The 20,518-nt window shown below is 71.8% G+C and carries 22 protein-coding genes; 15 read left to right on the top strand and 7 right to left on the bottom strand.

All coding sequences use genetic code 11. The features are described 5' to 3' along the window. Positions 1–107 precede the first annotated feature (107 nt). The gene (locus AQI70_RS13035; protein ID WP_062147934.1) at positions 108–1,664 is read left to right on the top strand and encodes an NCS1 family nucleobase:cation symporter-1; all 1,557 of its coding nucleotides are present in this window, start codon (positions 108–110) and stop codon (positions 1,662–1,664) included. 28 nt (positions 1,665–1,692) lie between these two features. Here AQI70_RS13035 and AQI70_RS13030 read toward each other — a convergent pair whose 3' ends face one another. Then, on the bottom strand, positions 1,693–2,355 hold the full coding sequence (locus tag AQI70_RS13030; RefSeq protein WP_062147931.1) for a hypothetical protein: 663 nt from the start codon (positions 2,353–2,355) through the stop codon (positions 1,693–1,695). A 150-nt stretch (positions 2,356–2,505) separates the two neighbouring features. Then, positions 2,506–3,513: a carboxymuconolactone decarboxylase family protein gene (locus AQI70_RS13025; protein ID WP_062147929.1), complete on the bottom strand. Its 1,008-nt coding sequence runs from the start codon at positions 3,511–3,513 to the stop codon at positions 2,506–2,508. A 167-nt stretch (positions 3,514–3,680) separates the two neighbouring features. Here AQI70_RS13025 and AQI70_RS13020 point away from each other — a divergent pair, with 167 nt between their 5' ends. The 11 genes from AQI70_RS13020 (at position 3,681) to AQI70_RS12970 (ending at position 14,864) form a co-directional block, all read left to right on the top strand. Next, positions 3,681–4,784 carry a sensor histidine kinase gene (locus AQI70_RS13020; RefSeq protein ID WP_062147926.1) on the top strand — a complete coding sequence of 368 codons (1,104 nt, stop codon included), beginning with the start codon at positions 3,681–3,683 and terminating at the stop codon, positions 4,782–4,784. Beyond that, positions 4,781–5,470 (top strand): response regulator, encoded by a 690-nt coding sequence (locus AQI70_RS13015; protein WP_062147923.1) that lies wholly within the window; start codon positions 4,781–4,783, stop codon positions 5,468–5,470. Before AQI70_RS13020 ends, AQI70_RS13015 begins: the two co-directional genes overlap by 4 nt. Before the next feature lie 506 nt (positions 5,471–5,976). After that, entirely contained in the window at positions 5,977–6,249 is a 273-nt protein-coding gene (locus AQI70_RS13010) for a DUF6355 family natural product biosynthesis protein (RefSeq protein ID WP_208607359.1), read from the top strand. 251 nt (positions 6,250–6,500) lie between these two features. Then, a complete protein-coding gene (locus AQI70_RS13005; protein WP_062147919.1) occupies positions 6,501–8,327 on the top strand; it encodes a gamma-glutamyltransferase family protein in 1,827 nt (608 codons plus the stop codon). A 116-nt stretch (positions 8,328–8,443) separates the two neighbouring features. Continuing rightward, positions 8,444–9,289, top strand: a complete 846-nt coding sequence (locus tag AQI70_RS13000; protein ID WP_062147916.1) for an inositol monophosphatase family protein — start codon at positions 8,444–8,446, stop codon at positions 9,287–9,289. A gap of 216 nt (positions 9,290–9,505) precedes the next feature. Further along, positions 9,506–10,918, top strand: a complete 1,413-nt coding sequence (locus tag AQI70_RS12995) for a phytoene desaturase family protein (protein ID WP_062148360.1) — start codon at positions 9,506–9,508, stop codon at positions 10,916–10,918. A 134-nt stretch (positions 10,919–11,052) separates the two neighbouring features. Continuing rightward, positions 11,053–11,520 carry a cytochrome P450 gene (locus tag AQI70_RS12990; protein ID WP_079051263.1) on the top strand — a complete coding sequence of 156 codons (468 nt, stop codon included), beginning with the start codon at positions 11,053–11,055 and terminating at the stop codon, positions 11,518–11,520. 38 nt (positions 11,521–11,558) lie between these two features. After that, on the top strand, positions 11,559–12,068 hold the full coding sequence (locus AQI70_RS12985) for an O-acetyl-ADP-ribose deacetylase (protein ID WP_062147913.1): 510 nt from the start codon (positions 11,559–11,561) through the stop codon (positions 12,066–12,068). 147 nt (positions 12,069–12,215) lie between these two features. After that, positions 12,216–12,512 (top strand): hypothetical protein, encoded by a 297-nt coding sequence (locus AQI70_RS12980; protein WP_062147910.1) that lies wholly within the window; start codon positions 12,216–12,218, stop codon positions 12,510–12,512. A gap of 310 nt (positions 12,513–12,822) precedes the next feature. Then, a complete protein-coding gene (locus AQI70_RS12975) occupies positions 12,823–14,352 on the top strand; it encodes an FAD-dependent monooxygenase (protein ID WP_062147907.1) in 1,530 nt (509 codons plus the stop codon). A 101-nt stretch (positions 14,353–14,453) separates the two neighbouring features. Then, positions 14,454–14,864: a hypothetical protein gene (locus AQI70_RS12970; protein WP_062148356.1), complete on the top strand. Its 411-nt coding sequence runs from the start codon at positions 14,454–14,456 to the stop codon at positions 14,862–14,864. A gap of 49 nt (positions 14,865–14,913) precedes the next feature. Here AQI70_RS12970 and AQI70_RS12965 read toward each other — a convergent pair whose 3' ends face one another. After that, positions 14,914–15,276 carry an ArsR/SmtB family transcription factor gene (locus tag AQI70_RS12965; RefSeq protein ID WP_062147904.1) on the bottom strand — a complete coding sequence of 121 codons (363 nt, stop codon included), beginning with the start codon at positions 15,274–15,276 and terminating at the stop codon, positions 14,914–14,916. A 152-nt stretch (positions 15,277–15,428) separates the two neighbouring features. Here AQI70_RS12965 and AQI70_RS12960 point away from each other — a divergent pair, with 152 nt between their 5' ends. Then, the gene (locus AQI70_RS12960) at positions 15,429–16,910 is read left to right on the top strand and encodes an AlkA N-terminal domain-containing protein (protein ID WP_279616752.1); all 1,482 of its coding nucleotides are present in this window, start codon (positions 15,429–15,431) and stop codon (positions 16,908–16,910) included. Positions 16,911–16,923: 13 nt separating this feature from the next. After that, a complete protein-coding gene (locus AQI70_RS12955) occupies positions 16,924–17,412 on the top strand; it encodes a methylated-DNA--[protein]-cysteine S-methyltransferase (RefSeq protein ID WP_062147902.1) in 489 nt (162 codons plus the stop codon). A 10-nt stretch (positions 17,413–17,422) separates the two neighbouring features. Here the strand turns inward: AQI70_RS12955 and AQI70_RS12950 are convergent, their stop codons facing one another. From AQI70_RS12950 to AQI70_RS12935, 4 genes are all read right to left on the bottom strand, one after another. Next, a complete protein-coding gene (locus AQI70_RS12950; protein ID WP_062147899.1) occupies positions 17,423–17,791 on the bottom strand; it encodes a VOC family protein in 369 nt (122 codons plus the stop codon). A 60-nt stretch (positions 17,792–17,851) separates the two neighbouring features. Then, positions 17,852–18,577, bottom strand: coding sequence for an SIR2 family NAD-dependent protein deacylase (locus AQI70_RS12945; protein ID WP_062147896.1), 726 nt, complete (start codon positions 18,575–18,577; stop codon positions 17,852–17,854). Between the two features lie 61 nt (positions 18,578–18,638). Next, positions 18,639–19,133, bottom strand: a complete 495-nt coding sequence (locus AQI70_RS12940; RefSeq protein ID WP_062147893.1) for an NUDIX domain-containing protein — start codon at positions 19,131–19,133, stop codon at positions 18,639–18,641. A gap of 257 nt (positions 19,134–19,390) precedes the next feature. Further along, complete coding sequence (locus tag AQI70_RS12935) at positions 19,391–19,957, bottom strand: RBBP9/YdeN family alpha/beta hydrolase (protein ID WP_062147890.1); 567 nt, start codon at positions 19,955–19,957, stop codon at positions 19,391–19,393. Positions 19,958–20,062: 105 nt separating this feature from the next. Between AQI70_RS12935 and AQI70_RS12930 the strand changes: the two genes are divergently transcribed. Further along, entirely contained in the window at positions 20,063–20,518 is a 456-nt protein-coding gene (locus AQI70_RS12930; RefSeq protein ID WP_062148350.1) for an Lrp/AsnC family transcriptional regulator, read from the top strand.

Genomic DNA, 20,518 nt, shown 5'->3' with positions numbered 1-20,518 from the left:
CACACCTTGTCTCCCTCCCCGCGGTCCCGGCCTCCCCGCCGCCCCGGGGAGGGGCCCAAGGCCCCCGCACGGCCTTTCCCCGTCCCGCCTTGTCGATTGGCCTGCCCATGACCGAAACAGTCCCCACGGGGTCACCGATATCGCAGTCCGCCCACGCCGACGGCCGCATCGAACTCGCCCCCGGAGCATTCCCCGCCCACAGCCCCTTCGCCAACGAGGATCTGCGTCCCGTCCCGGTCGCCGAGCGCAAGTGGACGACGTACAACTTCGCGGCCCTGTGGATCTCCATGGCCCACTGCATCCCCAGCTGGACCCTGGCCTCCGGCCTGGTCGCCCTCGGCATGGACTGGAAGCAGGCCGTCTTCACCATCGCCCTGGCCAATGTCATCGTGCTGCTGCCGATGCTGGCCACCGGGCACGCCGGACCCAAGTACGGCATACCGTTCCCGGTGCTGGCGCGGGCCTCCTTCGGGCTGCGCGGCGCCAACATCCCGGCGATGATCCGGGCGGCGGTGGCCTGCGGCTGGTTCGGCATCCAGACCTGGATCGGCGGCAGCGGCATCTTCGCGCTGGGCTCGAAGCTCACCGGCGGTGGCTGGGAGAACGCGAGCAGGATCGCCGGCAACCCCTGGCCGCTGTGGTTGTGCTTCCTGCTGTTCTGGGCCGTGCAGATCGCCATCATCTACCGCGGGATGGACTTCCTGCGGCACTTCGAGAACTGGGCCGCGCCCTTCGTGATCGTCGGCGCGTTCGTGCTGCTGATCTGGATCGCCGTCAAGGCGGACGGGTTCGGCGCGCTGCTCGACCAGCCGTCGAAGCTCGGCTGGGGCGCCGACTTCTGGCCGGTCTTCTTCCCGTCCTTGATGGGAATGATCGGCTTTTGGGCCACTTTGTCCCTCAATATCCCTGACTTCACGCGCTTCGGTGCCAGCCAGAAGGCGCAGACCTGGGGCCAGTCCCTCGGCCTGCCCACCACGATGACCCTCTTCGCGATCCTCGCCGTGCTGGTCACGTCCGGCTCCGAGGTGGTCTACGGCGAGGCGATCTGGGACCCGGTCGCCCTCGCCGCCAAGACCGACAACGCCTTCGGCCTGCTGTTCGCGCTCGTCATCGTGCTGGTCGCCACCGTCTCCGTGAACATCGCGGCGAACGTCGTATCCCCGGCGTACGACCTGGCGAACCTGGCGCCGAAGCTCATCAACTTCCGTACCGGCGCGCTGATCACGGGTGTCGTCGGCATCCTGATCTTCCCGTGGAAGCTGATCTCCACCCCGGAGTTCTACATCTTCACCTGGCTCGGCGTCGTCGGCGGCCTGCTCGGCACGGTCGCGGGCATCCTGATCGCCGACTACTGGATCGTCCGCCGTACGGTCCTGCACCTGGTGGACCTCTACACACCCGGCGGGCGCTACTGGTACTCCTCCGGCTGGAACTGGCGCGCCATCGTCGCCTTCCTGGTCGGCGGTGTCCTCGCCGTCGGCGGCTCGTACTCGGGCGTCGGTGCCGACGGTGCGAGGACCGGGCCGTTCCCGGCCGACGGACTGATCCCGTTCCTCAAGCCGCTCGCCGACTACGGCTGGGCGGTGGGACTGGGCGCCTCGCTGGTGCTGTACGTGGTGCTGATGCTGCCCATGGGCAGGCGGCAGGAAAACCTGGAGGCCTGACGGCCGGGAACGCGGAGGGCGGCCGGCGCTACTGGCCGCCCTCCAGTGCCCTGACCGCCTCCTTGGCCGCCTTGATGGCGCCCTTGTTGATCTCGTCGGTGCCGGGCGCCTGCTTCGACTCGAAGTCACTGCCGCTGTACGTGACGGAGACCAGCGCGTTGGCCGCGCGGACCAGCACCATGCCCTCCCGGGTCTGCTGCTTGTCCTCGGTGGTGAGATTCACGACGGAGTAGCCCGCGTCACCGACACCCGGGACGTCGCCTCCGCCGCTCTTGGCCGCGATGCGCTCCTTGAAGGACTTCTCCGCCGCCTCGTCCGACTCCGTGATCTCGAAGGACACATCCAGCCACCGGTAGTCGTAGCCCTTGAGCGCGTTCCACGAACAGGTGCGGCGCAACTTGGAATCGGTCGACGGGATCTCCTTGCCGGCCGTCTTGGCGCCCGGCACGAGCGACTTGACCGACTTCGCGGCGAGGCTGTCGCACGGCGCGGGAGCGGTGGTGTACGTCTTCGACACCGCTTGCGTCGCAGGGGCCGAGGGCGACTCCTCGCCACTCTTCTGCGTGGCCCGGTCGGCGGCGGCCGGAGTCGCGGCGAACGTACCGGACGACAGTGCCCAGCCCGCCGCGGCGAGCACGACGACGGGGGACAGACGCGCGGTGAGGGCGAGCGGCAAGGGAAGAGAACGCACGGCGCACTTTTCGTGGGGGACGGTGCGGAGGGAGTCCGCACTGCGGACGGGACGCCAGTGTCACATGACTGACTGTGAGGCGGAAGTGCGAACTCGCTCCGTGCAGGCGCCGTTACGGGCGGGCCGTAATTACGTGGTGTCCTGGGCGAGTTACACGGCCTCCTGGCTGATTTGGGCGGAAAAGGAGCTTTCGATCCGGTCCACGGCGAGGAACGCCCCGTATGCCACGAGGTGCACCAGACAGTGGTCGGTGTGCTCCGGCCGCCGCCAGGCCGCCACGTCCTCGTCCGTGATGCGATACGGCGCGAGGGCGGCCAGCAGCGCGAGGCGCGCCCCGGGACGCTCCCGCCGGTCCGGGAAGCCGCTCAGGGAGAGCGGCGGATGCGCCCCGTCCCAGTCCTGAAGGATCGCCTCCACCAGTTCCTGGTCGTCGGTGTCGAGGAGGCCGGCGCCCGACAGGGCCGCCCTGAGCAGCGCCGCGTACGCGAGGCCGACGGGTGTGCCGCCCGCCCATGCGGGGGCTTCGCCGGCATCGGGGTGGTCGAGCAGTGCGAGGGCCAGACCGGGCCGGGCGGGCCGGCGCACGGTCCGGGCGAGCGTGCGGCCCGCGAGGCTGCGCACCGCGCGGAACCGCTGGGCGCCCGCCGGCAGCAGGTTCTCGGTCAGCAGGGCCGACGCGATCCGGTTGATGAAGTGGAAGGTCAGGGCGGTGCCCAGGTAGGCGGGGGCGTGCTCGCGCGGGAAGGGGTACGGCTCCAGGGCGGCGCCGGGCACGCGCGTGTGCTGCCCCCAGGCGAGCACGCGCGCGTGCTCCTCGCTGCGCGGGGCCTCACCGCGTGCCAGCCGCTCCGCGAGCGCGTGGTCGCCGGTGGCGTGCAGCAGCACGGTGTGCGCGTCCACGCAGAAGGGGCACTTGTTGGCGAGGGACACCCCGAGGGCCACCAGTTCCTTGCCGGTCCGGCTGCCGGCCCCCGCGATGAGCGACTCCCGCAGCAACGCCCAGGTGGGGGCGAGGAGTTCGGGAGCGGAGGACAGGACCACGAAGGTGGAGGGCTCGGCGATGCCGAAGTCGAGGGCGAGTTGCGCGTACACCTCGGCGACGGTGCCGGTGGCCGACTTGGGCGGGAGGGGCTCGGTGTATCGGAAGGGTGTGGGCATGGGCAGTAGCGTGCGCCGCCGGGGCGGCCCGGGTCGTCGTACCGCCGAAGGCAGTCGGTGCTGCGACGGCCGGGCTGGGCGGTGCCGGCGACTACTGCGTGGGGAGTAGCCGCCGAGCCGTCCACAGGGGGGACGTCACTGTCGGTGGCGCGGTCTACTGTGCGGGCATGGACGGGAGTCGGATCACACGCGAGCGGCTCGTCGACGCGGCCGTCGCGGTCGTGGTCGGCGCGATCGTCGTGCTCGTCGCCCGGGCGGGCGGCCGTGACGGGTCCGTGGACCTCGCGCTGATCGCGGTCGGTTCGCTGGCCCTCGCCGCGCGCCGCGCGGCTCCGCGCGTGGTGCTCGCCGTCACCACCGCCTGCCTGCTCGCCGAGGTCGTCCACGCGGGGCCCTCGACCATCATGGCCCTCCCCGTCGTGGGCGCGGTGCACACCGCGGGACGGACCGGGTACCGGGGCACCGCCGCCGCGGCCGCCGCCGTCTTCCTCGGCGGCTATGTGGCGGCCGGCTCGGCGAGCGCGTCCGTGGCGCGCGAGGCGCTGCTCCTCGCCGGCTGGTTCCTGTGCGCGGTGGTGACGGGCCTGGCCGACAGCAACTGGCAGGCGTATCTGCGCCAGACCGAACAGCGCGCGCTGGAGGCCGAACGCACCCGGGAGGAGGCGGCGTTGCGCCGGGCGGGCGAGGAACGCCTGCGCATAGCCAGGGACTTGCACGACTCCCTCACCCACAGCATCTCGATCGTCAAGCTCCAGGCGGGCGTCGCCGTGCACCTGGCCCGCAAGCGCGGCGAGGAGATACCGCCCGCGCTGCTCGCCATCCAGGAGGCGAGCGGCGAGGCCATGCGCGAGCTGCGCGCCACCCTGGAGGTGCTGCGCACGGACGAGCCGACCGGTACCCCGGCGCTGCTCGTGGAGCGGGCGCGGGCCGCGGGCCTCGCGGTCGAACTGACGGTGACGGGGGAGGAGCGGCCGCTGGCGGCGACGGTCGACCGGGCGATGTACCGCATCGTCCAGGAGGCCCTGACGAACGCGGCGCGGCACGCGGGCCCCGCGAAGGTGGTCGTCCGACTGGGCTATGCCGACGGCGAGTTGACGATCGACGTCGAGGACGACGGCACCGCCGACCCGTCCAGTCCGCCCACCCCCGGCATCGGCCTGACCGGCATGCGGGAACGCGTCACGGCCCTCGGCGGCACCCTGGACGCCGGACCGCGCGCGGACGGCGGCTTCGCGGTGCGGGCTCGGCTGCCGCTGGGGGAGGCGGCATGACGGACGACGTGATCAGGGTGGCGCTGGTCGACGACCAGGCGCTGATGCGGGCGGGCTTCAGAGCGCTCCTGGAGGCCGAGGACGGCGTCGAAGTGGTCGGCGAGGCGGCGGACGGCGCACAGGGCCTGGAGCTGATCCGGGCCCGGGTGCCCGACATCGCGCTGATCGACGTACAGATGCCGGTGATGACGGGCATCGAGGCGACGCGCAGGATCGCCGAGGACCCGGCGCTGTCGCCGGTCCGTGTGGTGATCCTGACGAACTACGGCCACGACGAGTACGTCTTCGAGGCCCTGCGCGCCGGTGCGAGCGGCTTCCTCCTGAAGGACACCGAACCGGCCGACCTGCTCCAGGCGATCCAGGTGGTGGCGGGCGGGGAGGCGCTGCTGTCCCCGTCGGTGACCCGCACCCTGATCGGCGAGTTCGTGTCACGGCCCCCGGACCGTGCCACCCCTCCCGGCCTGGAGTGCCTGACCCGCCGCGAGCGCGAGGTCACCGCGCTGGCGGCACGCGGCCTCACCAACGAGGAGATCGCCGCGCACATGGTCATCAGCCCGTTCACCGCGAAGACCCACATCAGCAGAGCGATGACGAAGCTGGGGGCACGGGACCGGGCGCAGCTCGTGGTGTTCGCCTACGAGTCGGGGCTGGTGACGGCGCGCAGTGGGGATCAGCGGGTCGAGTGAGTAGGGGGCGGACGGATTGGGGTGGGCCGGGGGCGGACCTCGTCGGCACGAGAGATGTACTCACGGGATGAACAGCAATCACGAGCGACCGGCGGTACACGCACTTCGGCAGCGCCTCGCAGACAGGGCGCAGATCGAGGCGTACCCGGTGGACGCCGAGGGCGCGTGGTCGCGGTGGAAGAGGCGCTCGACATCCCGGACAGGAACGTCCGCATCTACGGCAGGCGCCTGGGTCAGCCCGTCCGCCCGCCCCCCTGGCTACGCGGTCTTTCGCCACCAGGAGACCCTGTACCCACTCGTGCCCAGGCTGGGCCGAGATCCACGACAAGATCATCCCATCGACGTACAGGTCGAACGATTCGCCAGGTGAACGGCGCGCTGTTCGATCAACCGCGCTGGGCCACACGGCCATCCTTGTCCGGGTATCCACCCGATGGGCAGACACAGGCCTTCCGGTCCTGTCGCCTCCACTGGACAAGGAGTCCCCCTTGAGCCTTCGTCGAATCGTGACCGGCGCGCTCGGTTCCGCCGCCCTCGTGCTCACGTCCCTCGGCGCGGTGACCGCCCACGCGAGCCCCGCGGCAGCCGACCCGTGCGGCTTCTACGAGACCAGCTCCGACGCCTACTACAACCACTGCACCTCCGACGGCTCACGGGTGGTCATCCAGGTCAGGGTTGCCCACGCCCCCGACTACGAGCGGTGTGTCGCGCCCGGCAGGACCTGGCTGGGCTCTGCCGACAAAATCCAGGGCGCCCACTACGTCGGCCGTACCTGCTGACAACCGGTCAGGCTCTTGGCGCGCTCTTCATGGGTCACGCGCCTCGATCGTGCTCCGTACCGTCATGCCGTGGACGGTACGGAGCACTTTGCGTTGCCTGGCAGGGCAGAAGGGACGCATGGCGATCGATAGCCTGCTGGGGGAGTCGACGGAGGAGGACCCTGCCCCGAACTCCCCCGATCCTCCCCAGGGTCGGTCCTGAGCGCCCGACAGCCGGGCCGATGAACGTAAACAGCGAGGTGAGAGGCCCTATGTTCACGACCCGCCCCACCCTCCAGGGCACCTTCGGCATGGTGTCCTCCACCCACTGGCTGGCCTCCCAGTCGGCGATGGCGGTGCTGGAGGACGGCGGCAACGCGTACGACGCGGCCGTCGCGGGCGCCTTCGTGCTGCATGTCGTCGAGCCGCACCTCAACGGCCCGGCCGGCGAGGTGCCCATCCTGCTCGCGCCCGCGGGCGGTGCGGTGCGGGTGCTGTGCGGGCAGGGCGTCGCGCCCGCCGGGGCGACCGTCGCGCACTACCGGGGGCTCGGGCTGGAGCTCGTGCCCGGGACGGGGCCGCTCGCCGCCGCCGTGCCCGGTGCCTTCGACGCCTGGATGCTGCTGCTGCGCGACCACGGGACCCGGACGCTCGCCGATGTGCTCAAGTACGCCATCGGGTACGCCGAACACGGGCACGCGCCCGTGGAGCGGGTCGGGGAGACCGTCGAGACCGTGCGGGAGCTGTTCGAGACGGAGTGGACCTCGTCGGCCGAGGTGTATCTGCCGGGCGGGAAGGCGCCGCGGCCGGGGGAGCTGTTCCGCAACCCCGCCCTCGCCGCCACCTGGAAGCGGCTGCTCGACGAGGTGGCCGGAGCCGGGGACCGGGTCGCGCAGATCGAGGCCGCGCGGGAGGTGTGGAAGGGCGGGTTCATCGCCGAGGCGCTCGTGCGGCAGGCCCGGCGGCCCACCATGGACACCAGCGGTCAGCGGCACTGCGGCACGCTCACGGCCGCCGACCTCGCCGGCTGGTCCGCGACCTACGAGGCGCCGGCGACGTACGACTGGAACGGCTGGACCGTGTGCAAGGCCGGCCCCTGGAGCCAGGGCCCGGTCCTCCTCCAGCAGCTCGCGCTGCTTCCGCCCGAGCTGCCCCGGTACGGATCCGCCGAGTACGTCCATCTGCTGGTCGAGGGCTGCAAGCTGGCCATGGCAGACCGGGAGGCCTGGTACGGCGACGCGGCCGACGTACCGCTCGCCGAGCTGCTGTCGGCACCGTACAACGCGGCCCGGCGGCAGCTCGTCGGCGAGAAGGCGTCCCACGAGCTGCGGCCCGGCAGCCCGGGCGGACGCACCCCCCGGCTGTGCGCGCACGCGCACGCGGTGGCCACCGACGAACCCGGCTTCGACGTGCTGGGCGTCGGCGAACCGACGGTCGCAAAGCGGCCGACCTCCCCGGTGCCGGGCGAGCCGGACGTGGCCGCCGACGGAGGCACCCGTGGCGACACCTGCCACCTCGACGTCGTCGACCGCTGGGGCAACATGATCGCGGCCACCCCGAGCGGCGGCTGGCTGCAGTCCAACCCGGTCGTGCCCGAACTGGGCTTCCCGCTCGGCACCCGGCTCCAGATGACCTGGCTGGAAGAGGGCCTGCCGAACTCGCTGACGCCGGGGCGGCGCCCGCGTACGACCCTCACGCCCTCGATCGCCCTGCGCGACGGGGTGCCCGTCATGGCCTTCGGGACGCCCGGCGGGGACCAGCAGGACCAGTGGCAGCTGCACTTCTTCCTGGCCGTGGCGCTGCGCGCCCAGGTCCGCGGCGGCCTCGACCTCCAGGGCGCGATCGACGCCCCGAACTGGCACAACGACAGCTTCCCCGGCTCCTTCTATCCGCGCGGGATGCGACCGGGGAGCGTCACCGTGGAGTCCCGGATGGACGCCGAGGTGGTGGAGGAACTACGGCGGCGTGGTCACGAGGTGACCGTCGGTGACGCCTGGTCGGAGGGCCGGCTCTGCGCCGTCGCGAGGAACCCGCGGACCGGCGTCCTGTCGGCGGCGGCGAACCCGCGGGGGATGCAGGGGTACGCGGTCGGGCGCTGAGGAGCGGCTGGAAGCGCCTCTGACCTGCCGATACGTCCCCCTCGTGTTCATGTCGACGCCATCCGGTGGCCATCGGGGCGGCGGGGCTTGTCAGTGGGACGTGCTCTCATGGAAGGGTGATCGACAACAACGAAACCATCGAAGAGTTTCTCGCACAGCACTCGGCCGACGTGCAGGAAGCGGTCCGCAAGGCGGCCGCGGCCGAGATCATGCCGCGCTTCCGGCAGCTCGCCGCGCACGAGGTCGACCAGAAGGCCGGACCGCACGACCTGGTGACCGACGCCGACCGGCTCGCCGAGCAGTACCTCACCGAGGTGCTCGGCGCCCTGCTGCCCGGCTCGGTCGTGGTCGGCGAGGAGGCGGTGCACGCCAACCCGGTGACGTACGACGCGATACGCGGCGACGCCCCGGTCTGGATCGTCGACCCCGTCGACGGCACCCGCCAGTTCGTGCACGGCGACTCCGGCTTCTGCACGCTGGTCGCCCTCGCCCAGCACGGCGTCCTGCTCGCCTCCTGGACGTACGCCCCCGCCCGCGACCAACTGGCCACGGCGATACGCGGCAAGGGCGCCTTCCTCGACGGCGAGCGGCTGTTCTCGGGGGCGCCGGAGCCCGGCCGGGACCTCGAAGTGGCCACGTCCCACCCGGACTACACGACCGACGAGGAGAAGCGCGCGCTGCTCGCTCTGTGGACGGACGGCGTGCGGCCTCGCGCGTGTGGCTCCGCGGGGCTGGAGTATCTCGCCGTCGCGCGGGGCGAGTTGGACGCCACCGCGTTCAGCTGGGAGGCCGCCTGGGACCACGCGGCGGGCCTGCTCCTGGTCGAGGAGGCGGGCGGCACGGCCCTTACCCGCACCGGCGAGCCGTTCCGCATCACCGGCGGCAACGCGCTGCCGTTCACCGCGGCGCGGGATGCGGCCACGGCCCGCCGGGTGGTGGAGCTGCTGGCGGGCGGGGTCTGACACCGCAGAGTTCCGTCCGGTCGGGTGCATCGCGGCCGCGGGGGTGTGGGGGCAGGTCGCGCGGTTGCCGCGCCGCCGGCCGGCTCGCCCGGCCGCCTGCTGCGAAAGTACCGGTCAGACGCATGCCGACCGGTAGGCACCGGCGCTGTCAGTGCCCCGGCATATCCTGATCCTTCAGTGGCCGTCGGCTGACGAAGGAGTCCGAAGGTGCCGTCGATGCTCGATGCGGTCGTGGTGGGTGCGGGGCCGAACGGACTGACCGCTGCCGTGGAGCTGGCCCGCCGCGGCTTCTCCGTGGAGGTGTTCGAGGCCCGCGACACCGTCGGAGGGGGAGCCCGCACAGAAGAGCTGACCCTGCCCGGCTTCCGGCACGACCCGTGCTCCGCCGCGCACCCCCTCGGCATCAACTCGCCGGCCTTCCGCGCCATGCCGCTCGACCGCTACGGCCTTCAGTGGCTGCATGCCGAGCTGCCCATGGCGCACCCCTTCACCGACGGCACCGCCGCCGTGCTGTCCCGGTCCGTCGCCGAGACCGCCGCCTCCTTCGGCCCGCGCGACGCGGGCACGTACCGCAGGCTGGTCGAGCCGTTCCTGGCCAAGTGGGACACCCTGGCCCGCGACTTCATGTCCCTTCCCCTCACCGCGCTCCCGCGCGACCCGGTCACCCTCGCCCGCTTCGGCCTGGTCGGGCTGCCCCCGTCGACCTGGCTGATGCGCCTCTTCCGGGACGAACGAGCCAGGACCCTGTTCTCCGGCCTCGTCGCGCACGTCATGGCCCCGCTCGGCGGCTTCGCCACCACCGCCATCGGCCTGGTCTTCGCGCTCTCCGCGCACGCCCGCGGCTGGCCCGTGGCCCGCGGCGGCTCCCAGTCGATCTCCGACGCCCTCGCCGCGTATCTGGAGGACCTCGGCGGCAGCGTCCACACCGACTACGAGGTCAAGCGGCTCGACGACCTGCCGCCCGCGCGTGCCTACGTCTTCGACACCTCACCCACCGCGCTGGCCCGCATCGCCGGCTTCGGCCGCTACTACGAGGGCTATCGCTACGGCCCCGCCGCCTTCAAGATCGACTACGCGCTCGACGGCCCGGTGCCATGGACCGCACCGGAGGCCCGGCGCGCGGGCACCGTGCAGATCGGCGCGAACAGCGCGGAGATCGGCACCGCGCTGCGGGCGGCGTCCCGCGAGGGCCGGGCGCCGGACAGGCCGTTCATGATCACGGTGCAGCCCAGCGTCGTCGACCCCACCCGGGCCCCCGAGGGCAAGCAGGTCTTCTGGGCGTACGGACATGTGCCGAACGGCTGGACCGGAGACCTCACGGACGCCATCGAGCGCCAACTGGAGCGCTTCGCCCCGGGGTTCCGTGACCGTGTCCTGGCCCGCGCCACGGCGGGCCCGGCCGAACTGGCCGCCCGCAACGCCAACTACGTCGGCGGCGACATCGCCTCCGGCGCGGCCTCCGGACTCCAGCTCCTGCTCCGCCCCAAGCTGTCGCTCTTCCCCTACGGCACTCCGCACCCGGCGGTCTTCATCTGCTCGTCGGCGACCCCGCCCGGACCCGGGGTGCACGGCATGTCGGGGCACAACGCGGCCAAGGCGGTGTGGCGGCGGCTGCGACAGGAGCCGTGAGGCTGCTCAAACGCCCCATGTTTACCGGTGGTTGAGGCATCACGGTAAGGAAAACCCGTGTCTTCTTTGTCACTTCTCTTACCGGGGGGTAGGTACCTGAACGCTCAACGGCCGCGAGTAAGGTGCGGTCGAACATGTTCCCGCTGGCCGTGATCGCCCTGCTGCGGAACCCGGCCCAACTGGACGCACTGCGCGCCGACGACTCCCGGTGGCCGGCGGCGGTGGAGGAACCCCTGCGCCATCTGACCGTCATCCACTCCGGGATACGACGGGTCGCCACCAAGGACGTCGAACTGTCCGGGGTCCGCATCCGCGCCGGCGAGGGCGTGGTGGTGGCGCTGCAGGCCGCCAACCGCGACCCGTCCGTGTACCCCGAGCCCGACACCCTCGACGTCGGCCGCGACGCCGGCGGCCACCTCGCCTTCGGCCACGGCCTGCACCAGTGTCTCGGTCAGTCGCTGGCCCGCACCGAACTCCGCCTGGGCCTGTCCACCCTGTTCCGCAGGCTTCCGTCGCTGCGCATGACGGCTCCGCCGGAGTCGCTGGCCCTCTCGACGAGCACGGTCCACGGGGTGCGTTCGCTGCCGGTCGCCTGGCAGTGAACGCGCGGTGGCCGGACCGCGCTGCTATAGAGACAGTCATGACCACGATCAGGCTCGTCCGGGGTGACATCACGCGCGAGAGCGTCGACGCGATCGTCAACGCCGCGAACTCCTCCCTCCTCGGCGGGGGAGGAGTCGACGGCGCGATCCACCGCCGCGGCGGCCCCGCCATCCTCGACGAGTGCCGCAAGCTGCGTGCCTCCCGGTACGGCAAGGGCCTGTCCACGGGGCAGGCGGTCGCCACGACGGCGGGGGAGCTGGACGCGCGGTGGGTGATCCACACGGTGGGCCCGGTGTACCAGGTTTCGGGCAGCGATCCTTCGCTTCTCGCCTCCTGCTACCGGGAGTCGCTTCGCGTGGCCGACGAACTGGGCGCCCGGACGGTGGCGTTCCCGGCGATCTCCACCGGTGTGTACCGGTGGCCGATGGACGATGCGGCCCGGATCGCGGTGGAGACGGTGCGGAGCACACCGACAGCGGTCGAAGAGGTGCGGTTCGTGCTCTTCGACGACCGGGCGTACGAGGCGTTCGACCGGCAACTCCACTGACGCCGTCGCCTGTACGCCTGCGGGAGGGACGAGATCACTGATACCGGCGCGTCGGCGGACATTTCGAAATATTACCCATTAGTCTGCCATCACTGTACGAAGTCGATCTGTCACGGATCGCACCCTCCTCACTCCATCGGAGATGACATGCACAAGCTTCAGAAGGCTGCCGTCGTGGTCGTCGCCCTTGGCAGCGTCGGACTCATGAGCGCCGGCACCGCCACCGCACAGGGTCTCGACGGTCACGGCGGCAAGAAGGGCGGGGACAAGGTCAGTGTCCTGCAGAGCTCTCACTGCAAGTCGCACGACCTGAACGTCGATGTCCTCGGCCAGGTCGGCATCCTCAACGGCGTGCTCGGCAACGCGCTCAACGGCGAGGGCAACTCGGGCGGGCAGGACACCCACATCGGTTCGTCCATGGGCTGCGACAACAGCGCCTTCTAGGTCAGGTTCTGGAAAGGTGCCTCTCGCCGCGTCGCATGCTGTGATGACCGCGGTGTGGGCGTGGGGATCTCCCAGGTGGACAGCGACAGTGCTGGACCCTGATCGAGGGGATCCCCGGCGGGTGCGGACCGGTGCCCCATGGCGCGACCTACCGGTGGAGTACGGGCCGTGGCAGACGGTCCGCCGGGCGTCTCTGAAGATCCCACCCAGCTGACACCCAGGCACCCCGGAAACCAGTCAGGGGCCTGATCCACTCCCAGGATCAGGCTCCTGATCTGGTTTTTCCCATACGGCTGTCTACCGTGGACACATGACGGCATCCCTGGACGTGCTGGTGGTCGGCGCGGGACCCACGGGGCTCGCGCTCGCCGCACAACTGCGCGCCCATCAGAGCAGGTTCCGCATCGTCGACCGCTCCCACGACCGGGTGCGCGAGTCCCGGGCGCTCGCCGTCCAGCCGCGCACTCTGGAGGCACTGGCGGGCTTCGGGGTGACCGACCGGCTGGTGGCGCGCGGCAATCCCGCGATGGGGCTGCGGCTGCATCTGAACCGGCGCACGGTGTCCGTACCGCTCTTCGACATCGAGCCGGCCGACACGCCGTACCCCTTCCTGCTGTTCCTCTCGCAGGCCGAGACGGAGAGCGTGCTCGGTGAGCACCTGGCCGCGCGCGGCGTGCCGATCGAACGCGGCACCGAGCTGGTCCGGCTGGAGCAGCAGGGCCGGCAGGTCAGCTGCCGGCTGCGCCGTCGCGACGGCGTGGAGGAGACGGTGGCCGCGCGCTACGTCGTGGGCTGCGACGGCGCCCACAGCACGGTGCGCGCCCAGGCGGGCATCGACTTCGAGGGCTACGCCTATCCGCAGACCTTCCTGCTCGCCGACCTGGACGTGGCGGGGCTGGAACCGGGCGCCGCGCACTCGTACATGACGGGCGCCGGGATGCTGTTCTTCTTTCCCCTCGGCTCGCCCGCCCCCTGGCGCATGCTCGCCATGCGGCCCTCCGACGCCCCGCTCGGCGAGGTGACGCTGCCGCTGCTGCGGGAGATCGCCGTACGGTACGGCGCGCGGGGACTGGAGCTGCGGGACCCCGTCTGGACGACCGACTTCCGGCTGCACAACCGTGGCGCCGTCCGCTACCGGTCCGGGTCCTGTTTCCTGGCCGGCGACGCGGCCCACATCCACAGTCCGGCCGGCGGGCAGGGCATGAACATCGGCATCCAGGACGCCCTCAACCTGGGCTGGAAGATCGCCCTCGTGTGCCGGGGCGCAGCACCGGAGGAGCTGCTGGAGACGTACGGGATCGAGCGCGCGCCGGTCGGCCGCGGCGTACGGCGGTTCACCGACCGTGCCTTCGTCATCGGCACCAGCCCGCATCCCGCGCTGCGGCTGGCCCGCGCCCGACTCGCCCCGCACGTCGCCCCGTTGGCGGTGCGTGCGACGCCGCTGCGGCGGCGGGTCTTCCGTGCCGTCTCCGAGCTCGGCATCCACTACCGCCGCAGCCCCGCCTCCACGCCGGGCACCCGGCCGCCCCGCCGCGGCCCGCGGGCCGGGGACCGGCTGCCCGACCTGCCGCACGGGCTCCAGGCGCGGATCGCCGCCCCCGGCTGGCATCTGCTCCTGGCCGGACCGCCGCACCTGTGGCCGGACCAGCGGCTCGCCCCGCTCCTGACCGGCCGGGCCGGCCTGATCACCGTGCACCGCCTCGGCGACCGGAGCCCCTGGCCGGACGTCGCCCAGGGACTCGTACGCCCCGACGGCCACCTCGGCTATGTCGCGCGCGGTGCCCAACTGGAGGGCCTGCGGGCCTATCTGGCGCGCTGGCTGCCGATGGGGCCCGCGTGACGCACGAGGTGAACGGCTCCCGGCGCTGACCCGTACCACTCTTCGTGCAGGCACACCGAGGAAGCGCAGGAAGCGCAGGAAGCAGCAGAAGCGGGGGCCGCATCGCGACGGCCGGCAGCGCAGTCCTCCTCCTCCTGGCCACCGCGTGCGGCGGCGGGGAGGACGAGAAGGCCGCCGCGAAGAGCAGCCCGACGAACGTCTCCGCCACCGTGGCCGGCGTCGTGGCACCGGCGAAGGTCGAGGTCATCGCCGGTCTGACGGGCTGCGAGGTCAAGATCCGGACCGAGGCGGACGAGTTGCGCGAGGGCGTCTGTCACTCGAAGAGGGGCGACTACCTCATCACGACGTTCCCGCAGGAGAAGTACAAGCGGACCTGGTTGGACGCGGCCGCCGTGTACGGCGGGAAGTACCTCGTCGGCCCCCGCTGGGTGGTCAGCGCCAAACCGGAGTTGCTGGAGGAGCTCCGCCCCGAGCTGGGCGGAACCATCCAACAGCTGCGGGGGACGTCGTAGCGTCGCCGAGCTCAGCCCCCGAGCCTGGCGGAACCGGGCGGTGGCGCCGTCACTCGGTCGCGTCGCTGATGCCCAGGCGCAGATGCTCCACGTGATACACGGCCTGGTCGAGCAGTTCGGCGACATGGTGGTCGTGCAGCGCGTACACGACCGACCGGCCGCGCCGCTCGCCCACCACCAGGCCGAGATTGCGCAGCAGGCGCAGCTGGTGCGAGCAGGCGGACTGCTCCATGCCCACCTCCGCCGCCAACTCGGTGGCCGGGAGCGGGCCCTCCCGCAGCCGCGCCAGGATCAGCAGGCGGGACGGGGTGGAGAGGGCCTGGAGGGTGGTGGCCACCTTGGCTACGTTGGCCGCGTCCAGACGTACGCGCTCGGTGGCGTCCTGCGCGGCGGTGACGGCTCCATGACCCATGAGGGGTATCTTACTCATCGTACATGAACACATGAATGATCCTTCATGTGGCTCGGGAGAGGCGGCCACGCGATCCGGCCGGTCGCAGGACAGCCGAGGTTGATGTCGGATTCTCGCCAGCCCCTTCCGCCCCCGTGGCCGATGCTGGACGCATGCAGAAGGGGATGCACACCGACACGGAGCGCTGCGTGCGCGCCGTCCAGTCCAAGGACGCCCGCTTCGACGGATGGTTCTTCACGGCCGTCGTGACGACCGGGATCTACTGCCGGCCCAGCTGCCCGGTGGTCGCGCCCAAGCCGGAGAACATGCGGTTCCACCCGAGCGCGGCGGCCTGCCAGCAGGCCGGGTTCCGGGCGTGCAAGCGCTGCCGCCCGGACACCAGCCCCGGCTCCCCGGAATGGAACCAGCGCGCCGACCTCGTGGCCCGCGCGATGCGGCTGATCGCCGACGGCGTCGTGGACCGCGAGGGCGTGCCCGGCCTCGCCGCCCGGCTCGGCTACAGCACCCGGCAGATCGAACGCCAGCTCCTCGCCGAACTCGGCGCGGGCCCGCTCGCCCTGGCCCGCGCCCAGCGCGCCCAGGCGGCCCGCCTCCTCATCGAGACGACGCCCCTGCCCATGGCGGACATCGCCTTCGCGGCCGGTTTCGCCTCCATCCGCACCTTCAACGACACCGTGCGCGAGGTCTTCGCCCTCGCCCCGACCGACCTGCGCGCCCGAGCCCCCCGCAGCAACCCCGGCACCACCGCCGGCGCCCTGACCCTGCGCCTGCCGTTCCGGGCCCCCCTCAACCCCGACAACCTGTTCGGCCACCTCGCGGCGACCGCCGTCCCCGGCGTCGAGGAGTGGCGGGACGGCGCGTACCGGCGCACGCTCAGGCTGCCGTACGGCCACGGCATCGTCTCCCTGTCACCTCAGCCCGACCACATCGCCTGCCGCCTCACCCTCAGCGACCTGCGCGATCTGACCGTGGCGATCAGCCGGTGCCGCCGGCTGCTCGACCTGGACGCCGACCCGGTCGCGATCGACGACCAGTTGCGTACGGACCCGCTGCTCGCGCCACTGGTCGACAAGGCGCCCGGCCGCCGGGTCCCGCGCACGGTCGACGAGGCCGAGTTCGCCGTCCGGGCCGTGCTCGGCCAGCAGGTCTCCACGGCCGCCGCCCGCACCCATGCGGCCCGCCTGGTCACCGCGCACGGCGAACGGGTCGACGACCCAGAAGGCGGCCTCACCCACCTCTTCCCGGCGCCCGACGCGCTGGCCTCGGTGGACCCGGAGTCACTGGCGATGCCCCGCACCCGTCGGACGACCTTCACCACACTGGTACGCCGGCTCGCCGACGCCGAGGTGCGCCTGGGGCCGGACAGCGACTGGTCCGAGACCCGGGCCCGGCTGCTGGAGCTGCCCGGCTTCGGTCCCTGGACGGTCGACGTCATCGCGATGCGCGCCCTCGGCGACCCCGACGCCTTCCTTCCCACCGACCTCGGAATCCGCCGGGCGGCCCAAGAGCTGGGCCTCCCCTCGACTCCGGCGGCCCTCACGGCCCGAGCGGCGGCCTGGCGCCCCTGGCGGGCGTACGCCGTCCAGTACCTGTGGGCGACGGACAGCCACCCGATCAACTTCCTGCCTGTGTAAGGACCCCAAGGACATGTCAGTCAAGCAGCACACCGTCGTCGACAGCCCGTACGGCCTCCTGACGCTCGTCGCCGAGGACGGCCTCCTGTGCGGCCTCTATATGACCGGCCAGCGCCACCGCCCACCCGAGGAGACCTTCGGCATCCGGGACGAGTCCCCCTTCGCGGCGGCGCAGGACCAGCTGGAGGCCTATTTCGCGGGCGAGCTGAAGGAGTTCACCCTCGAACTGCGGCTGAACGGAACCGACTTCCAGCGCCGCGTCTGGGACCGACTGCGCCGCATCCCCTACGGCGAGACCCGCACCTACGGAGAACTCGCCGACGACCTCGGCAACCCCGGCGCCTCCCGCGCGGTCGGCCTCGCCAACGGCAAGAACCCGATCGGCATCATCGTCCCCTGCCACCGCGTCGTCGGCGCGAACGGCGGCCTCACCGGATACGGCGGCGGCCTGGACCGCAAGCAGCGGCTGCTGGACTTCGAGAGCGGGACGGCGCTGTTCTGAGCCGACCGGCTCAGCCCGCCCGCTCCGCCGCACTCCGCTCCACGCAGAACTCGTTGCCCTCCGGATCGGCGAGGACCGCCCAGCCCCTGCCGTCCGGGTCGCGGCGGTCGTCGACCAGCGTGGCACCGAGGGCGAGCAGGCGCTCGACCTCCTCGTCACGAGTGCGGTCCTGCGGCTGAACGTCCAGGTGCACCCGGTTCTTCACGGACTTGCGCTCCGGGACGGTGACGAACAACAGTCCCGCGCCCTCGATCAGCACATCCTCGTCCCCCGGCTCGTCGTCCTCGTGCACCGGCAGGCCCAGCACCTGGGACCAGAAGCCGGCGAGACGGTAGGCGTCGGCGGAGTCGATCGTCACATGGCGGATGGCAGAGGTCATGGGAGGGATTCTCATCCGGCCGACGAGTTCCCGCATCCCCTTTTCCAGGCGGCGCGTTGTCTAGGCGGCGAGCTCGCGCAGCAGCCTGGGCAGCGCCGTGCCGATGGGTTCCCGTACGACCTCGTCGGCGCGGTCGTCGTACGGCGTCGGCTCGGCGTTGACGATCACGAGCCGGGCGCCGTGGTCGGCGGCGACGCCCGCGAGCCCGGCTGCGGGCTGCACCTGCAGACTCGTGCCGACGGCGATGAACACCTGGCATGCCTTGGTGATCGCGACCGCCTCACCGAGGACCACCGGATCGAGCCGCTCGCCGAACATCACCGTCGCCGACTTCAGGATCCCGCCGCACTCCAGACACGGCGGGTCCTCCTCACCGGCCTCGACCCGGGCGAGGGCGTCCTCCATCGGACCGCGCGCATGGCACTTCGTGCAGACCACACTGCGCGCGCTGCCGTGCAGTTCGAGCACTTTGCGGGCGGGCATCCCGGCGAGCTGGTGCAGCCCGTCCACGTTCTGAGTGATCACCCGCACCGGCACCCCGGACCGCTCCAGCTCGGCCACCGCCCGGTGCGCCGCGTTGGGCTCCGCCTTGAGCGTCCGGTTCTTCCGCCGCATCTGCCACGAACGCCGCCGGATCTCCGGATCGCCCATGTAGTACTCGTACGTCACGAGCTTCTCGGCCTCCGGATCACGCCGCCACAGTCCGTTCGGCCCGCGGTAGTCGGGGATGCCGGAGTCGGTGGAGACACCGGCGCCGCTGAGGATGGCGACGAGGGGCTTGGTCATGCTGCCGAGGGTAGGACGGGCGCCGGGCCGGCGGCGAACGGATAACCGACCGGCCGGTGTGTCAGCCCGTCCGGTGACCGTTCTCCAGCTCCACCGTGCCCCCGCCGTCCGCGAGGACGTCCAGCGCGGCCAGGACGCGGCGGCCCAGGGCGCCCGGCAGATGGGTGGTGAGCTCCTCGCGCGGGACCAGCCGCCAGGACAGCAGCTCCTCCTCCTGCAACCGGATCGCCTTGAAGTCGTCCTCGCCGAGGACCCCTCCGTCGTACAGATACGCCACCAGCGGCGGCCGCCCCGCCCCGTGCACCCAGTCCACCGCGAGCAGCCGGCCCAGCTCCCGGTCCAGGCCGATCTCCTCCGCCGTCTCACGGCGCGCGCCCTGGCGCGGCGTCTCACCGTCGTCGGACTCGATCGTGCCGCCCGGAAGCGCCCAGCCCTCACGGTAGTTGGGCTCCACGAGCAGCACCCGGCCCTCCGCGTCACGGAAAAGGGCGGCGGCACCGGCGAGAACGCGGGGGAGACCCGCGATGTACGTGGCGAAGTCTGGCGTGGTGGTCATTGGGGAAGCGTATCCAGCTCGCGCAACCGCGCCCCGGCCTGACCGCCGCCCGGCTCGCGCGAGCGGCACCGCCGGCACCGCCGGCAACCGACGACAACGCCGCACCCGCGCGGGCCAGAGCCCGCGACGTCGGCATGCTCCGCCGGACAGGCCCTGGTGGTCGGAGGCCAAGACGTCGTCAGTGAGCGCACTTCCTGGTACGAATTGGAGCCGCAGCGCGGCACCTGGTGGTATTCAGCGTCCCGCACGGTGGTTGATCACTGTCCGGCCAGTGCGTCCAGGAGTTCACGGCCGTGCAGCCACGGGCCCAGGCCGCTGGCGGAGTTGATGTGTCCGCACGCGCCCGCCAGGTGCCATCGCGCCTCCCACCGCGCCGCGAAGTCGACGGCTGCCTCGGGGGTGCAGTACGGGTCGTTGGTGCTGCCCACCACCAGGGCCGGGCACGGCAACGGTTGTGCGTCCACCTCGATGAACGTCGCGGCCGCCTGGCGCGGGAACGCCGGCCCGTGCGGGTCGGGCGGTGCGACCAGCAATGCGCCGCCCACCGGGCTCGACGGGTTCTTGTTCAACCAGGTGGACGCCGCCCAGCAGCCCAGGCTGTGGGCCACCAGCACAACGCGGCTGTCCTGCCGGGAAGCATCGCCGTACGCCGCCTGGACAGCGTCGACCCAGTCATCCAGGTCAGGGTCGGACCAGGAGGCAGGGGAGATCCTCACCGCTGAGGTGCCCCACTGCCGCTCCCACAAGGTCTGCCAGTGCTGCCCGTCCGAGCCGTCGATACCGGGGATGATGACGTACGCGACCACTGCCTGCCACCGTTTCATTCGTCGGCCCCCACGATCCTGGGGGCGTCTGGCGCAGATTCTGTTGGAAGCAACGGAACGATGGTGGCCGCGCAAGTGATCTCAAAGAAGATGGTGCGGACAACGATGGAATCACTCGACCAGATCGACCGGGACATCCTCATCTTGCTCCAGGCCGAAGGCCGGCTGACCGGCGCCGAGGTGGGGCGCCGAGTTGGACTCTCGCAGCCCGCGGCCGGCGCGCGCATCCAACGGCTGGAGAAGAACGGCGTCATCACCGGCTACCGAGCCGTTGTCGACCCGGCGGCACTCGGTCTGAACATTCACGCAGTCATCCGGCTGCGCACCACGCATGCGCAGCTCTCTCGCGCCCTGGACTTCGCGTCCCGGACCCCCGAGGTCGCCTCCACCCTGAGGGTCACCGGGGAAGACTGCCTCATTTTCGACGTCCACTGCCCGCAGGCAGGACGGCTCGAAGAAGTTGTCGACGCTCTCGCGCGCTACGGCCCTGTCACCACATCACTGGTACTCCGTGCCTACCCCCCGAAGCCACTGACCGACGCCACACCGACAACGTCATGA

The sequence above is a fragment of the Streptomyces curacoi genome (genome assembly GCF_001513975.1).
In the GTDB taxonomy this organism is placed as follows: Bacteria; Actinomycetota; Actinomycetes; order Streptomycetales; family Streptomycetaceae; genus Streptomyces; species Streptomyces curacoi.
The sequence above is the reverse complement of the archived record's forward strand: the minus strand, read 5'-3'. Positions and strand labels throughout refer to the sequence as shown.

Bases quoted from the DNA above. Each gene is read 5' to 3' on its own strand.
- AQI70_RS13035 (WP_062147934.1), top strand. From the start codon at position 108: ATGACCGAAACAGTCCCCACGGGGTCACCGATATCGCAGTCCGCCCAC.
- AQI70_RS13025 (WP_062147929.1), bottom strand. From the start codon at position 3,513: ATGCCCACACCCTTCCGATACACCGAGCCCCTCCCGCCCAAGTCGGCC.
- AQI70_RS13020 (WP_062147926.1), top strand. From the start codon at position 3,681: ATGGACGGGAGTCGGATCACACGCGAGCGGCTCGTCGACGCGGCCGTC.
- AQI70_RS13015 (WP_062147923.1), top strand. From the start codon at position 4,781: ATGACGGACGACGTGATCAGGGTGGCGCTGGTCGACGACCAGGCGCTG.
- AQI70_RS13005 (WP_062147919.1), top strand. From the start codon at position 6,501: ATGTTCACGACCCGCCCCACCCTCCAGGGCACCTTCGGCATGGTGTCC.
- AQI70_RS12995 (WP_062148360.1), top strand. From the start codon at position 9,506: ATGCTCGATGCGGTCGTGGTGGGTGCGGGGCCGAACGGACTGACCGCT.
- AQI70_RS12990 (WP_079051263.1), top strand. From the start codon at position 11,053: ATGTTCCCGCTGGCCGTGATCGCCCTGCTGCGGAACCCGGCCCAACTG.
- AQI70_RS12985 (WP_062147913.1), top strand. From the start codon at position 11,559: ATGACCACGATCAGGCTCGTCCGGGGTGACATCACGCGCGAGAGCGTC.
- AQI70_RS12980 (WP_062147910.1), top strand. From the start codon at position 12,216: ATGCACAAGCTTCAGAAGGCTGCCGTCGTGGTCGTCGCCCTTGGCAGC.
- AQI70_RS12975 (WP_062147907.1), top strand. From the start codon at position 12,823: ATGACGGCATCCCTGGACGTGCTGGTGGTCGGCGCGGGACCCACGGGG.
- AQI70_RS12965 (WP_062147904.1), bottom strand. From the start codon at position 15,276: ATGGGTCATGGAGCCGTCACCGCCGCGCAGGACGCCACCGAGCGCGTA.
- AQI70_RS12960 (WP_279616752.1), top strand. From the start codon at position 15,429: ATGCAGAAGGGGATGCACACCGACACGGAGCGCTGCGTGCGCGCCGTC.
- AQI70_RS12955 (WP_062147902.1), top strand. From the start codon at position 16,924: ATGTCAGTCAAGCAGCACACCGTCGTCGACAGCCCGTACGGCCTCCTG.
- AQI70_RS12950 (WP_062147899.1), bottom strand. From the start codon at position 17,791: ATGACCTCTGCCATCCGCCATGTGACGATCGACTCCGCCGACGCCTAC.
- AQI70_RS12945 (WP_062147896.1), bottom strand. From the start codon at position 18,577: ATGACCAAGCCCCTCGTCGCCATCCTCAGCGGCGCCGGTGTCTCCACC.
- AQI70_RS12940 (WP_062147893.1), bottom strand. From the start codon at position 19,133: ATGACCACCACGCCAGACTTCGCCACGTACATCGCGGGTCTCCCCCGC.
- AQI70_RS12935 (WP_062147890.1), bottom strand. From the start codon at position 19,957: ATGAAACGGTGGCAGGCAGTGGTCGCGTACGTCATCATCCCCGGTATC.
- AQI70_RS12930 (WP_062148350.1), top strand. From the start codon at position 20,063: ATGGAATCACTCGACCAGATCGACCGGGACATCCTCATCTTGCTCCAG.